Source organism: Kitasatospora sp. DSM 101779 (genome assembly GCF_025655475.1).
Classification (GTDB): Bacteria; Actinomycetota; Actinomycetes; order Streptomycetales; family Streptomycetaceae; genus Kitasatospora.
Genome location: NZ_JAHTIK010000001.1, coordinates 7,936,729 through 7,950,452, shown reverse-complemented (window position 1 = coordinate 7,950,452; position 13,724 = coordinate 7,936,729). Strand labels below are relative to the sequence as shown.

12 protein-coding genes are annotated in these 13,724 nt (G+C 73.6%); 6 read left to right on the top strand and 6 right to left on the bottom strand.

What is annotated here, in order from left to right:
- Nucleotides 1-244: 244 nt before the first annotated feature.
- Nucleotides 245-376, top strand: coding sequence for a hypothetical protein (locus KSNIM_RS36440; RefSeq protein ID WP_263107466.1), 132 nt, complete (start codon nt 245-247; stop codon nt 374-376).
- A gap of 182 nt (nt 377-558) precedes the next feature.
- Here KSNIM_RS36440 and KSNIM_RS36435 read toward each other — a convergent pair whose 3' ends face one another.
- The 4 genes from KSNIM_RS36435 to KSNIM_RS36420 form a co-directional block, all read right to left on the bottom strand.
- Entirely contained in the window at nt 559-3,258 is a 2,700-nt protein-coding gene (locus KSNIM_RS36435; RefSeq protein WP_263107465.1) for an AfsR/SARP family transcriptional regulator, read from the bottom strand.
- Nucleotides 3,259-3,371: 113 nt separating this feature from the next.
- A complete protein-coding gene (locus KSNIM_RS36430) occupies nt 3,372-3,905 on the bottom strand; it encodes a hypothetical protein (RefSeq protein WP_263107464.1) in 534 nt (177 codons plus the stop codon).
- A gap of 4 nt (nt 3,906-3,909) precedes the next feature.
- Nucleotides 3,910-4,740 (bottom strand): Crystal protein ET79, encoded by an 831-nt coding sequence (locus KSNIM_RS36425; protein ID WP_263107463.1) that lies wholly within the window; start codon nt 4,738-4,740, stop codon nt 3,910-3,912.
- A 469-nt stretch (nt 4,741-5,209) separates the two neighbouring features.
- Complete coding sequence (locus tag KSNIM_RS36420) at nt 5,210-5,434, bottom strand: hypothetical protein (RefSeq protein ID WP_263107462.1); 225 nt, start codon at nt 5,432-5,434, stop codon at nt 5,210-5,212.
- A gap of 266 nt (nt 5,435-5,700) precedes the next feature.
- Between KSNIM_RS36420 and KSNIM_RS36415 the strand changes: the two genes are divergently transcribed.
- The 5 genes from KSNIM_RS36415 (at nt 5,701) to KSNIM_RS36395 (ending at nt 11,940) form a co-directional block, all read left to right on the top strand.
- A complete protein-coding gene (locus tag KSNIM_RS36415; protein ID WP_111500751.1) occupies nt 5,701-5,904 on the top strand; it encodes a cold-shock protein in 204 nt (67 codons plus the stop codon).
- A gap of 459 nt (nt 5,905-6,363) precedes the next feature.
- Nucleotides 6,364-9,690 (top strand): CHAT domain-containing protein, encoded by a 3,327-nt coding sequence (locus KSNIM_RS36410; protein ID WP_263107461.1) that lies wholly within the window; start codon nt 6,364-6,366, stop codon nt 9,688-9,690.
- Between the two features lie 101 nt (nt 9,691-9,791).
- Nucleotides 9,792-10,469 (top strand): hypothetical protein, encoded by a 678-nt coding sequence (locus KSNIM_RS36405; RefSeq protein WP_263107460.1) that lies wholly within the window; start codon nt 9,792-9,794, stop codon nt 10,467-10,469.
- A gap of 125 nt (nt 10,470-10,594) precedes the next feature.
- Nucleotides 10,595-11,005 carry a hypothetical protein gene (locus KSNIM_RS36400; RefSeq protein ID WP_263107459.1) on the top strand — a complete coding sequence of 137 codons (411 nt, stop codon included), beginning with the start codon at nt 10,595-10,597 and terminating at the stop codon, nt 11,003-11,005.
- 131 nt (nt 11,006-11,136) lie between these two features.
- Complete coding sequence (locus KSNIM_RS36395; RefSeq protein ID WP_263107458.1) at nt 11,137-11,940, top strand: metallophosphoesterase; 804 nt, start codon at nt 11,137-11,139, stop codon at nt 11,938-11,940.
- Nucleotides 11,941-12,248: 308 nt separating this feature from the next.
- Here KSNIM_RS36395 and KSNIM_RS36390 read toward each other — a convergent pair whose 3' ends face one another.
- Both KSNIM_RS36390 and KSNIM_RS36385 read right to left on the bottom strand, forming a co-directional pair.
- Nucleotides 12,249-12,416 (bottom strand): transposase, encoded by a 168-nt coding sequence (locus tag KSNIM_RS36390; protein ID WP_263108242.1) that lies wholly within the window; start codon nt 12,414-12,416, stop codon nt 12,249-12,251.
- An 811-nt stretch (nt 12,417-13,227) separates the two neighbouring features.
- Nucleotides 13,228-13,713, bottom strand: coding sequence for an NUDIX hydrolase (locus tag KSNIM_RS36385; RefSeq protein WP_263107457.1), 486 nt, complete (start codon nt 13,711-13,713; stop codon nt 13,228-13,230).
- Between the last annotated feature and the right edge of the window lie 11 nt (nt 13,714-13,724).

Here is a 13,724-nt window from a genome sequence, read left to right as displayed (position 1 = left end):
GCGCAGCCGTGGACCTGGCGGGCCGTCCGATCACCGCGCAGCGACCGGTGGCGGACGGAGCTGCTCACCCTGCCAGCAAGGCCATCACTCCGATTGACCTTCGATTGGAAGGCATGGGAAAGCTGTTGCCAACTAAATGGCGACCATCATGCTCGTATGGGTGTAGAATCTGAGATGCGAGGGCGGCCTCACAGGACCGGCGTCACGGTGATGCCCACAGCCGCCCACCAAGGGGGAGACCACCATGGGCTACCAGCTCGATGCGGCACGCGCGACGATGAACGAGCGGCTTCGCCAGGCCGAGCAGCACCGGCTCGCCCGCGCGGCCCAGCGCAAGAACCGCACCGCCACCCCGGCCGAGGCCCGCAAGGCCTGACCACCCCGACACCCCGTCCCCCGACGGCAGGTGTTCCCGAGTCGGCTCGGGAGTGAATGACGAGGTCCCGCCCGGTCCAGACGGCCGGACGGGGCCTCTGTGTTCTCACCTCGTCCCTCACCCGCGCGGACGACCACCTCGGCCGGTGCCACAGTTGACGGTGGCCCCCTTCCGACCAGGCGTCAGGTACGCCCCACGGCACCCGCCTGCGCCGCGCGCCCGTGGTACTCGGCCGCGTCGGCGGTGAATCCGTCCTGTTCGGCGAGCAGGGCCGCACGGGTGAAGTGCTCGACGGCCTCGCCGTGCCGGTTCAGTGTCAGCAGGGCCTGTCCGCAGAGGTCGGTGAGCATGGCACGGCGGGCGGACACCTGGCCCGCGGGGGCGAGTCCCAGGCCGTCCCGGGCGAGTGCGAGTGCCCGGGCGGGGCGGCCGCTGTCCAGGTGGTGGCGGGCCAGGTGGTAGGTGGTGAGCATCTGTGTCTGCGGGCTGCCGGCGTCGCGTGCGAGCAGGTGCGCCCGCTCGTAGCCGTGGCCGGCGCTCGCGGGGCGGCCGAGCCGGTCGTGGAGCTGGGCCAGGTTGGCGGTGGCGATGGCCTCGCCCTCGATGTCGCCGGCCCGCCGGGCGAGGTCGGGCGCGGACTCGAGGTGGCGGGCCGCCTCCTCGTGCCGGCCCTGCTGCGTCAGGACCCAGCCGAGGAGCGTCCGCACCCGTGACTCCGCGTCGGCGTCCGCGAGTTCGGCCGCGGAGGCGAGCGCGCGCCCCAGCGGACCGTCCCACTGCGCCTCCGGCTGCTGCACCACCAGCGGCCACAGCAGTGCGGCAAGGCGCCAGGCCCGGTCGTGGTGGCCCGCGTCGGCCGCCGCGGCCACGGCGGCGACCAGCGTGCCCCGCTCCCCCGCGTACCAGGCCATCGCCCCGGCGCGGTCCGTGAACTCCGCCGCCACCGCCGGCGGTCGGACGTCCGCGGGGAGCGCGCAGCAGGGCTGGCTGCCCGGGACGGCCGCCGCGGTGGCGGCCAGGGCGGCGCACAGGTAGTGGTCCAGCAGCGGCAGGATCCGCTCGGGGCCCGGCGCCGGGCGCAGTGTGCGGGCGTACAGCCGGACCAGGTCGTGCAGGGCGTACCGGCCGTGCGCCCGTTCCTCGATCAGGTTGGCGGTGACCAGCCGCTCCAGCACCGCCCGTGTTTCCGTCGGCGGGGCAGCCGCCAGTGCCGCCGCCGCGCCGACGTCGATGTCGGGGCCGATGTGGTGCGCCAGCAGTCCGAGGACTTCGGCCGCGGCGGGCGGCAGGTGCGCGACGCTCGACCGCAGGACCGAGGCGAGGTCGATGTCGCCGGCGGTGAGGAGGGCGAGCCGCTGCTGCTCGTCGTGGAGTTCGTCGGCCGCCTCGCGCAGCGGGCGCTGCGGCCGCACGGCGAGCCTGGCTCCGGTCAGTCGCAGTGCGAGCGGCAGGCCGTCGCAGAGCCGGACGAGGTGTGCCACGGCCTCCCGCTCGGCCGCCACCCGGTCCGCGCCGAGCACGCCGGCGAGCAGTTCGGCGCCCTCCCGTGGCCCCAGACGGTCGATCAGCAGCGGTCGGGCGCAGTCGCCGGCGACCAGGCTCTCCAGCCGGTTGCGGCTGGTGACCACGGTGGCGCAGCCGGCGGCGTCCGGCAGCAGCGGGCGTACCTGGTCGTAGCTCAGGGCGTCGTCGAGGATGACCAGCGTGCGGCGGTGGCGGAGCAGCGTGCGGTAGAGGCTCTCCGCGGCGACGGCGTTCTGCGGGAGGTCGTCGGGCCGGGCGCCGAGGGCGACGAGGAAGTCCCGGAGGACGAAGGCGGGGTCGGCGGCGGGCACGGTGCCGGCGAAGCCGTCGAGCCGGGCGTAGAGGACGCCGTCGGGGAAGGCCGGGGCGGCGCGCTGCGCCCAGTGGGCGACGAGGGCGCTCTTGCCGACGCCGGCCGGCCCGGTGACCAGGCAGACCGGGGCGTCGCTGCCCGCCGCCAAGGCCTCGTCCAGGGCGGCGAGTTCGCGTTCCCGGCCGGTGAACCCGGCCGGCCCGCGGGGCAGCAGGAGTGGCGGCGCAGCCTCGGCGTCGGCGCCTGCGTCGACGGATGGGGTTGCGGATGCGGGGGGCGCTGCGGGGCCGGAGCGGGCCGCGGAGTCGGGTGCGGCGAGGATGCGGGCGTAGGCGCGGGTCATCGCGGGGCCGGGATCGACGCCCAGCTCCTCGGCCAGCAGCCGGGCCGTTCCGTGGTAGAGCTCGATGGCGGCGGCCTGGCGGTCGGTGGCGAGCAGGGCGTCGAGCAGGGGTGCGACCAGTGACTCACGCAGCGGGTGCCGACGCGCGGGGCCGCGCAGCAGTCCGACAGCCTCCTCGGCGCGGTGCGCGGCGGTCAGGGCCTGGCCGAGTTCCTCTACGGCGGCCAGCCGGGCGTCCTCCAGTTCGGCGGCCAGTGAGGCGATCAGCGGGGTGGGGCCGAGGCCGGCGAGGGCGGGGCCGCGCCAGAGCCGTAGCGCGCTGCGCAGCGCGGGTACGGCTGAGGCGGGTGCACTCCGGTGGCCGCGCCTGGCCTCCAGGACGCCGGCGTGGAACCGGCGGACGTCGACCCGGTCGGCGGGGGTGCGGAGCAGGTAGCCGTCGCCGGCCGTCACGATCGTCGCGCGGCCGGTCGGGTGGAGCAGGCGGCGCAGCTGCGAGATGTGTCCCTGGACGGCGGTCCTGGCATGGGTGGGCGGCCGCTCGTGCCAGAGCGCTTCGCCCAGCCGGTCGGTGGTGACCAGGGCGCCGTCGGCGAGCAGCAGCACGGCCAGGACGGTCCGGCGTTTCGGCGGCCCGAGGTCGACGCCCGTCCCGTCGCAGTGCGCCTCCACCGGGCCGAGCAGGCAGAAGTCGAGCAACACGGTCTCCCCACGGTTCGTCCGCTGAACAGTGGGGAGCTACCCTGGCTTGACCGTGTCCATTCACGTGCCCCCGGTCACACGGAGCGATCGGGGGCACGTGAGCGGCGGCGTTGCTACATGTGGGCGTTGACGACGTACCAGAAGTAGGCCGTCGTCGCCATGACGGCGACGTTCGCCGCGTTCAGCGCGAGGTAGCGGCCGGTGACCTGGTTCCGCAGCGCAACGGTGCCACCCGGGCCCGCGACCGCGGTCCAGTCCCAGGTGCCGCCCTGCCCCCAGTTCGCCTCGACGGCCCCGTTGTCGTCCTGGAGGCTGCCGCCGAAGTCGACGTTCTGGAGCTCGACCGCACCGGCGCCGTTGACCCGGGCGGTCCACAGCGCGTGGTGGTACTGGTTGCCGTACCAGAGCCTGCTGGCCCTGGCGACGATGTTGTTCCAGCCCACCTCGCCCAGCCACTGGTCGGGCGCGTGCTGCGGCGCGAGGACGTAGTGCTGGCCGTCGTTGATCACCGAAACGGCGGCCACGGACGGAGCAGGGGCGGGTGCGGCGGCCGCCTCGGCGGTGCCCGCCGGGAGGAGCGTCACGGCGGCGAGCGCGGCCGCGGCCAGGGCCCGGGCACCGGGGAGGGTTCGCAGGAGGCGCGTCATCGGATCAGCCCTTCCGCACGGTGAAGGCGACGTACGCGTTGTCCCCGCCACCGCCGTCACGGCTGCAGGTGTAGCCCTGGGGCGCGTCGCAGCCGTACTTGTTGCTGCCGGAGTACGGGTTGTCCCACCAGATCGAGACGTTCCCGACGCCGTACATGTTGTAGACGGCCCGCCCCTCCGTCCCGGTCATGAAGCCGTTCGACTCCGACTGCCAGGCACCGTTGGACATCGGGTACACCGCGTCCGGCGGCAGCATGTTCTCGGTCCAGGTGCCGTGCTGCAGGGAGGAGGACGTGCGCTCCAGCACGGACGTCGTGCGGTTCTGCAGAGCCACGTGGGTACTCCTCGCCGCTGCCTGCACGGCCGGGGCCTGCGGCTCGACGGCACCCGCGGTGAGGGCCGGACTGCCGCCGAGGGTGAACGCCACCGAGGCGTTGTTGCCGCCGCCACCGCTCCAGGAGCAGGTGTAGCCGCGTGGGACGGAGCAGCTGTACGAGTTGCCGCCGGCGTACGGGTTGTTCCAGTGGATCACCACCTCGCCCTTCGCGAGCTGGTAGCGCGCCTCGCCCTCGGTGCCCGTCATGAAGCCGGAGGAGTGCGAGCCCCAGTACGCCGTCGCCGCGTTCCCGATCGACTCCGGCGGGGTGGAGTCGTCCCAGACGCCGTGCGACAGCCCGCTGTAGTTCCGGTAGATCACGTCCGCGGTGCCGTTGTACAGCGACACGCTCGTGCTGCGCGCCGACCGCACCGCGGCCGGCCCCTCGGCCGTGCCCCGGCCGCCCGCGGCGACCGCCGCCGGCGCCGCCGCCAGCACGACCGCACTCATCGCCGCCACGGCGGCTGCTCCCCCGACCCCACGCATCGCCCCTGCACCGAACCTGCCGGCACCCCTCGTGCGGAACATCACGCCTCCTTGTCGCCCGCCGCTCCGTACGGCGTGCTCCCAAGGTCGGCGGCAGCACTAACGCTTCACTACCGGACGGCTGTCGAACCGCAGCCCGGACTCCGCGCCGAAGCGCCGCAGCGCAGTCGCGGCCGTACGTCGAGCGTCTGCCGGGGCGACGTGCGCGGCGGCGTACGCAGTCCGGGTTGCGGCCGCCACCGCATCGCGTCACCGCGCGGCCCGAGCACGCTCGCCCTCCCACCGGGCGCTGCGTTCGTCCTCGGCACGGTCGACGGCGGCCGAAGACACCGGCATCACCTGACAATTCATCAGCCCGGTCGACGCCGTTCCCGCCGATCCACCGACCGCGGGAACGGGCGGCCGGAACAGGAGGCGGGGCCGGTGCGCGCCCGGCCCCGCGTCACAACAGGAACAATTTGCTGAAGGGTGCGGAGGTCCGTACCCGACGCTCGCCGAAGTCGACGACCACGGCGTCCCCGTCGTTCTCGACCTCGATGACTCTGCCGAGGCCGTACTGGTCGTGCGAGACGCGGTCCCCGACGGTGAACCGTTTCGCCGGCGGCGGCTCCTCGGAGCGGAAGGGGCTGGTGGGCAGATGGCGCCGTGGCGCGGGTGTCTTGGGCATCACTGCCAGTATGCGCCCAATCCGATGCGGCACGGCAGTGCCCGGCGCGAAAAAGTCCGAGGGGCTGGACGTCCCCGTTCCGGCCCGCACCCTGCTACAGTCGAATCAGTTGCAGTTGTGGTTCTCATGTACTTTGTGTGCGCCTGCTGGTTGTGACCGCAGGCGCATTTCTGTTTCCCGGGAACATTTCCGGGCGGGTCATGGTTGCGGCCACGCCGAGCTCGCGAGGTGCGGGCTTCGGACTGCCCATTGAAGGAGATTTTTTCATGGCTCATGGCACTGTGAAGTGGTTCAACGCGGAAAAGGGCTTCGGCTTCATCGAGCAGGAGGGTGGCGGGCCGGACGTGTTCGCCCACTACTCGAACATCAACGCCCAGGGCTTCCGCGAGCTGCTCGAGGGCCAGAAGGTCGAGTTCGACGTCACGCAGGGCCAGAAGGGCCCGCAGGCGGAGAACATTCGCCCGCTCTGACGATCTCGGCCACCCGCCGCTGTCGAGCAGAAGGCCTGTACCGTGCGCGTGCACGGTACAGGCCTTCTGCGTTCCCCCGGCGTGCCGGGCACAGTCGGTCTTTTCAAGGAATCCCGGGACCACGTACTCGGCCTCCGGCTCAGCGGACGACGCACTGAAAGCCGAGGTGGCAGGCGGCGGTGTCCTCGCTCCGGCCCTGGCGGGCCGCCGGCCGGTGGCGGAGGCGGTCCCGGCCCGCTCCTGCGGGGTACCTGGCGTCCGCCGGCCGGCCCCGCGGTGGCCGAACAACCCACAGTACGGCGTCGGGCGGCCCGGTGGTGGCGAGTGTTGACAACTTCCTCGATCTCAACTCCCGGCCGGTAGGTTCGCGTTGGGGGCGGGTACTCATCCCGCGGGAGTGCCGGTCCAGGAGTGCTCGTCCGAGGGGCGGGCGCGGTGGCGCGGCAGAGAGTGGGGGCGGTGCACGCAGGAGCCGAGCCGGACGGGCAGGAGCTGCTTGACCAGCGGCGTTACCCGGAGTTGGAGAGCTGGGCAGCCCGTCGATGCCCTCCCGGCCCCGGGGAGCCGGTCGGGCCGGCGGGCGCCGCGGACGAATCGACCGCCGTCCTGCTGGTGCGCGGCCGGATCGAGCGCGGTGACTTCCGGGCCGCTGCCGAGGCGGCGCGGGCCTGTGCAGCGTCATTCGCCGAGGACGGCCCGGCCGGACTGTGGTGCCGCCTCGCCGTCGTCCTCGACGCCTCCGCCGCGGACCGTCCTGCCGCCCTCGCCGACCTGCGCCACCACTGCCGGCACGTGGCCGCGACCACGGCGCGGCCGGACGTGGTCGGGCTGGCGCAGGACCTCGGCGCGCAGGCCGGGGCCCTGGAGTTCCAGCTCGACGGCGGCCCGCTCGACACCCGGGGCTCGACGGCCGAACTGTGGCAGCAGGCCGCGGCCGCGTACCGGGCCGCGGGACTGGGCCGGGAGGCCGGGCGGGCGGTGCGCCGGGCCGCACGCTTCCTGTCCGAGGGGCCCGCGCCCGAGCATGCCGCGGCCCTGGACATGCTGCGGGCCGAACAGTCGGAGGCCCTCGCGCAGGGCGACGCCCTGCGCGCCGCCGAGGCACGTCTGGCGCTGGCGGAGACGGCGCTGCGGGTCTGGTTCGCCGGCACCGAGGCGGACCGGGCCCGGCAGGCATCGGACGACGACACCTTCGGCGGCCTGGTGCGGGAACTCGACCTGGTCGCTGCCGACCTGGCCGGGGCGGGAGTCGTCGCCGCCTCGGGCCGGGCAGCCGCGGGACTCGCACGCCAACTGCTCGCCCACGGGGCGGCGGAGGGCGTGGAGCTGGCAGAACTCGCGGCCGAGGAGTTCCGCGAGCACGGCGCCGACGGCGAGGAGCTGTCGCTCTGGCAGAGCCTGGCGCTCCACCACGTGCACCGCGGTGATGCGGCCGGCCGCAGCCGGGCGCACGCGCAGGCCGAGGCGGTCTCCGCCCGTCTGGGGAACGGCTTCGCCGAGGACGGGCTGGCGTTGGGAACGGCCGACGCCGCCATGCGCGACGGACTGCTCGGCGAGGCCGAGCAGTTGACGGCTGCCCGGGCAGCGGACAGCCGGTCCGACCCGGTCGGTCTGCGGGTGACCCGCAGCTCGGTGCTGGCCGTCATGGGACTCACCGACGAGGCGATCGCCGTCCTGCGGTCCTGTGCCGAGGAGCTGGAGACCCGGCCGGGGGTCTCCGCGCTCCTGCCGCAGGTCCACCTGTCGCTGGCCAACCTGCTGGCCTCCGACGATCCGGAGGCGGCCGAGCTGAGCCTGCGCCGGGGCGCGGCGGCCGCCGAACGCACGGGCGACCGCCTGGAGCGGGCCCGCTGCCTCGGCCAGCTCGCCTGGACGATCGCCCGCGGTGCCCAGGCAGCGGGCGGACCGGCCCCCACCGACCGCATCGACGAGTCGGAGCGGCTCTTCGACGACGCGATCGCGCTGTTGGAACCCCTCTGGACCATGGAAGCCTCGGGCGTCCTCGCCACCGTCGTCCAGCAACGAGGCCAGTCGGCCCTGTTCCGCGGGGACGTCGGAGCCGCCGGGCACTGGTTCACCGAGGCGGAACGCCTGTGCCGGCGGGCCGGCCTGGGGCTCCACCTCGCCTACACCCTCGGCTACCGGGGCCTGTACCTCATCGGCAGGGCGCGGAGCGAACCGGACCGCTACGCCGCGGCGGAGGCGTGCTTCACCGAGGCCGCGGAGCTGTTCGCGAACGCGGGCATGACGGGTGACCAGTGGCGCTCCCACTTCCACCTGGCCACCTGCGCCCTGGAGGCCGGCGACCGCATCGAGGCCGAGCGGGCGGAGCACTGGGCCCGCGCCGACCTCCTGCTGACCCGGGCCGCCGACGAAGCCGACCGGCTGCGCAGTGCCACCGCGACCACGCAGACGCCACCCCTCCGGGCCCAGGAGGCCGGCATCGCCGCCGCCCACGACAAGGGCGAGGTCTACCGGCTCGCCTTCGAGCTCCACTGGCACCGGCGCCAGGACGCCGCCACGGCCCTGTACTGGCTGGAGCGGGCCAAGAGCCGGGCCCTGCTGGACGGCCTGACGGCACTCGGAGTCGGAGGGTCCGCGGCCGGGCACCTGCCGAGCGACACCGGTCCCAGGTCGGCGTCGGCGTCCGCGTCGGAGCCGGGTTCGCCCTCGGATTCGGGGGCGGGTTCGGATTCGGGGGCGGGTTCGGCGGGTTCGGCTCCGGCGGGCATCCCGTCGGCAGCCCGGCCGGTGACCTGGCCGGCCATGAAGGCCGCACTCACCGCCGAACACGAGCGCACCGGTCGGCGGCTCGTCGTCGCCGAGTTCCGCACCGCCCCCGACGGCATCCTGGTGCTGGGGCTCCGGCACGACTGGGACGCGCCGCGGGTGCACGAGGTCGGCGTCGACCCGGCCAGGCTGCTCCGCTTCGTCGGATCGACCTTCCGACGCTCGGGCGAGGTGCGGACGATGAGCGAGGGGGCGCTGCGCACCTGGAACGGATTCGCGGACCTCGTGCGCCCGCTGTCCTCCTGGGCGGAACCCGACGACGTGGTGGTGCTCGTTCCGCACGGGCTGCTGCACGACCTCCCCCTGCACACCCTGCCCGTCGACGGTGTGCCGCTGCTGCTGCGCAATCCGGTGGTGCAGGTGCCCAGCGCCTCCGTCCTCGCCGAACTCCTGCGCCGGGAGGGGCGCGGACCGGCGGCCCGGGACGGCGGCGCCGCGGTGCTCGCCGATCCTCAGGACAATCTGCCCCATGCGGCCGCGGAGGGTTCAGCCGTGGCCGAGCTGCTCGGTGTGCCGGCCACGGCCGGTGCGAAGGCCACCCGGGAGGTCCTGTTCGACGCCCTGGAGACGGACGGTCTGGTGCACGTCGCGGGCCACGGCCTGACCACCACCGGCAGCGGTTTCGACCGGGGCGTCCATCTCTCCGACGGGCCCGTGCGCGCCGCCGACCTGGTCGGCCGCCGTATCCGGGCGGGCACCGTGGTCCTCAGCGGCTGCGAGACCGGTGTCAACGAGCAGCGGACGGGAGACGAGCCGGTCGGGCTGCCGAGGGCGCTTCTGCTCGCCGGTGCCCGGTCCGTGCTGGTCAGTCAGTGGCGGGTGGCCGACGCCTCCGCGCGGGAGCTGCTCATCGCCTTCCACCGGGCGCTGTCGGCCGGCCGGGCGCCGGCGGAGGCTCTGCGCCAGGCGGCCTCGGAGACGTCCGGCTCCGCCGAGGGGCGTCTGCGCCACCTCTACCACTGGGGCGCGTTCGTCCTGGTGGGCGACTGGCTCTGAGCGGCCCCGACCCACGACCGAGGAACGTCAGGCCGTCCCGCAACCGCCGGTACCGCCCACCACCGGCCGGTACCCCGACCACCACCGCAAGGAGAGCAACCGTGACCGACAACCCCGTGGAGTCCTGGCAGGAGGACATCCCGCTGGAGATCGACACCGAAGCCGTCGAGGAGCGGGCCGAGGCGCTCGGGCTGGAGGACGAGGCCGTGCTCCTCGCCCGTGGCAGCCGGTTGGCGTTCCGGGCCGACCCCGGCGCCTGGGTCCAGTACGACCCTCCGCCGCAGGTCCTGGTCGACCTGGCGCTGCGCTGCGCCGTCCACCGGCACCCGGACGTGGAGCTGAGCTGGGTGCGGCTCACCGTGGACCTGCCGGACGACGGGTTCGTCCTCGACCTCAGCCCGGACGGTGAGATCGCCGACCGCCCGGTGCGGGTCGTCACCCGGTACGGCGGCGGACTCTCCCTGCAGTCGGAGCTGGTGCCGGTCGGTCCCGAGCTGACCGCCGAGCGGGTGCGCGAGGAGGACGTGTTCCTGCCCGGGCTGACGGTGTCCGGCCGTGACTTCTCCTACGCCCAGTGGGACTTCCTGCAGCAGGGCGGGACCCCGCTCCATGTGGACCGGGTCCTGCGCGCCCTGGTCGCGCTGCCGCCCGCAACGGTGGAACTGCCGCTGACGGTGACGCTGCGGGCCCGGGTCAAGGTGAAGGGCCTCATGGGTACCGTCCCGCTGCTCGGCAGCCGCCGGATCACGCGCAAGGCGACCGGTGTCGTCGCCCGTTGACCTCTGAACGGACCGAGGAAGGCAGTCAGGTGGCCCCGCACCCGCACCACCCTCCGTCGAAACGCGGCGGAGCAACACGCCGGCGGGCCCCGGCCGGCAGGAAGAAGCAAGGCGCCAAGGGTGCCGTGAGCGGGCCGACGCAGCGGCGTTCGGCGTACAGCTCGCGGCAGGAGGAGGAGACGGAGTTCCTGGGCGCGCTCATCCGGGCGAGCGCCTGGCCGGAGAAGCAGTACGTGCGGCTGTTCAAGAGGCTGCCGATGCCCGGACGGGTCGTCATGCTCCTCGCGACGGCGGCCGCTCTGTACTGGCTGGTCGAGTCGGGCGCTTGGATCCCGCTGCTCGTCCTGGGCGTCGCCGCTTTCGTCGTGACGGTCATCGTCCACGAGACCGTGATGGAGCGTAAGTACCCGACTCCGCGCAGTCTCCGCACGCGCGGCGACGACCACGGGAAGCCGCGGCGCAAGCCGGAGAAGGACGAATGGTGGGACGAGATGATGGCCCAGCGCCAGCGCGAGGAGGAGCCGAGGGTGTTCTGAACAGCCGACGGAGTGCGGGCGGTCCGCAGACCGGACTGCGGCGGCGGCTCCCCTCCCGCGCGCCGGATCGGGCACCGGTCGGCCTCCAATTCGCATGCCGGCCCGGCAAGTCCGCTGGTAGCGTCCCCGCCATGTCGACTTCGCACACTCCGCTCTACGTGGCGGCCGACGTCCACGGCCATCGCTCCGAGTTCCAAGAGGTGCTCCGCGACGCGGGACTCGTCGACGGCAGGGGGCGGTGGTCCGGTGGCAGTGCCCGACTGTGGCTGCTCGGTGACTACGTCGACCGGGGTCCGGACGGCATCGGCGTCATCGAGGACGTCCGGCGGCTGGCGGCCGAAGCCGCAGTCGTCGGCGGCGAAGTGGCAGCCCTGCTGGGCAACCACGAGGTCCAGTTGCTCGCGGCTCACCGCTTCGGGAACGCATCCGTCCCGGGGTGGGACGAACCCGGCGGTTTCCGGGGCGGCTGGGCCCGCTTCGGCGGCCGCGAGGAGGATCTCCGCCGGCTCGCGCCGGAGCACATCGCCTGGATCACCGGGTTGCCGGCGATCGCGTTGGTCGACGACCACCTGCTCGTCCACTCCGACACTGTTCGGTACCTGGAGTTCGGAGCGACCGTCGCAGACGTCAACGCCGCCGTGTCGGCCACCCTGAACAGCACGGACACCGACGTGTGGCTCGAGTTCTGCGAAAGGATGAGCGATCGGGGGGCGTTCCGCGGCACCGGGTCCGCACGGGCCGACGATCCGGTCTCCGTCATGCTGGGCACGCTCGGTGGCGAGGTACTCGTCCACGGGCACAGCACGCTGACGAAGTACTTCGGCGTGGCACCCGAGGACGTCCGGGACGTCCTGAGGTACGCCGACGACCGGGTCATGGCCATCGACGGCGGCGTGTACGAGGGCGGCCGCATCCTGCTGACCCGCCTCGTCTGAAGCCCCGAACCGCACCGGCGGGCCGCGGCCCACGGTGGCGGCTCCTCGCAACGCGGCCGGTGCGAGGAGCCCGCACTGGCCTTCGCCGGTCCACTGCCACGGCCGGCAGGGCAAAACGACTCCGCACACGGGGCCGACGTCTACTTCAGCCAGCTGTACATCCGCCGCGGCCGGCTCCTGGTCTTCGTCAACTTGACCCGGCCCTAAAGGACCGGGCTTGGAGGTAGCGTCCAACTGGCTGCTGGGTGGGCTCCTCCGTCCAGACACCCCTATGAGGTGGCTGGGACGCGTGACTCACGCCCCGCTGTCTACGCGCTCTCGCCCTTGCGGGCGATGTTGTGGGACGCGTTGTCCTCCGCGTGCATCATGACGCCGCAGGCGCGGCACGCGAACGTGGCTTGTGACCGGCGGTTGCGCCGGTCGATGTGGTGGCACTGGGAGCATTCCCGGCTGGTGTACGCCGGATCGACGGACACCAGCGGCACCCCGGCCCGCTTCGCCTTGTACTCCACGAAACCGGCGAGCTGGCGGAAGCTCCACGAGTGCAGGGGGGGTCCGCTGGTCCTTGCGGAGCCGTACCCGGCTGCGGATGCCCGCGAGGTCTTCCAGGGCGATTCCGGAGCCGGTGCGTTCAGCGGTGGTGACGATGGTCTTGAAGACGATGCGGTTGACGTTGGCGGTGTGCCGGGCTTCCTTGCGTGAGCGCTTCTTCAGGAGGCGTTTCGCGGCCTTGGTGCCCTTGGCCTGGAGCTTCTTGCGGAGGTCGAGCTGCCGCTTGCGGTGCCGGTTCAGGCCGCGCCCGGCGGCCCGGTACCCGGTCGAGGTGGTGGCGATGTTGGCGACACCGAGGTCCACACCGACGAAGCCCGTCGGGGTCTCGTTCAGTGGATTCTCCGGAACGTCGCAGGTGGCGATCAGGTAGAACACACCCTCACGTTCGATCAGCTCGGACTCACCCCTGCCGGTGCTCGCGGAGCATCCGTCTCCGGGGACCGCCGCCTGGTGTATCCGGGTCCGACCACGCGATCATCCGCGAGGACGAACGGCTGCACGCCGCGCTGGCGTCCGTCCTCGACCGGGTCGGCTGAGTCCCGGGTCCTCCGACAGCCGGGGACTGGGCTTGCTCCCGGTCGACAGCGTGCCGCACCGCGCCATACTGATCGGCCGTCACCCCGGCCCGGAGCATCGACATCACCGCAGCCGTGTTCGTCCCTTGTTCCGACGGTGGCGTGCCGGCCGCACCGTGGAAGGGGCCGGCTGGATCCCCCGCCGTGGCTCGGGGGACGGTCAGCGCCAGCGGTACGTCGTGTCCGTCATCGGCGGCAGCAGCACCGGACGCGTCCGCGCGGCCGCGCCGGGGGCCAGGACGCTGCCGACGGCCGGGTAGAGGTGCAGTCCGGCCGCCCGGAGCGGATCGCACCACACCACGGCCGCCCGGTCCGTCGCGTCCAGTTCCACGGTCGCCAGACCCTCCCGCGCGGAGGGCGGCAGGTGGAGCAGGAAGACGAGGTGCCGGCGCCGGAAGACTCCGTCGCGGCCGGGGCGGGTGGTGGCCTGGTCCTGCACCCACCGCAGCGCCGGAGCCTCGGGGGCGGTCGCGGCGTTCAGTCCGAGTTCCTCGCGCAGCTCCCGGTGGAGCGCCGTGAACGCGTCCTCGCCCGCCTCGACCAGGCCGCCGGGCAGCGAGTACTGCACGCCGTCCGGCCGCTCCCGACGGATCAGACACACTCCGCCGTCGGCGGCGAGCAACGCACCCACCCGGACCCGCACCATGGCCTCTGCCC

Bases quoted from the DNA above. Each gene is read 5' to 3' on its own strand.
- KSNIM_RS36395 (WP_263107458.1), top strand. From the start codon at position 11,137: ATGTCGACTTCGCACACTCCGCTCTACGTGGCGGCCGACGTCCACGGC.
- KSNIM_RS36415 (WP_111500751.1), top strand. From the start codon at position 5,701: ATGGCTCATGGCACTGTGAAGTGGTTCAACGCGGAAAAGGGCTTCGGC.
- KSNIM_RS36385 (WP_263107457.1), bottom strand. From the start codon at position 13,713: ATGGTGCGGGTCCGGGTGGGTGCGTTGCTCGCCGCCGACGGCGGAGTG.
- KSNIM_RS36430 (WP_263107464.1), bottom strand. From the start codon at position 3,905: ATGACGCGCCTCCTGCGAACCCTCCCCGGTGCCCGGGCCCTGGCCGCG.
- KSNIM_RS36440 (WP_263107466.1), top strand. From the start codon at position 245: ATGGGCTACCAGCTCGATGCGGCACGCGCGACGATGAACGAGCGGCTT.
- KSNIM_RS36420 (WP_263107462.1), bottom strand. From the start codon at position 5,434: ATGCCCAAGACACCCGCGCCACGGCGCCATCTGCCCACCAGCCCCTTC.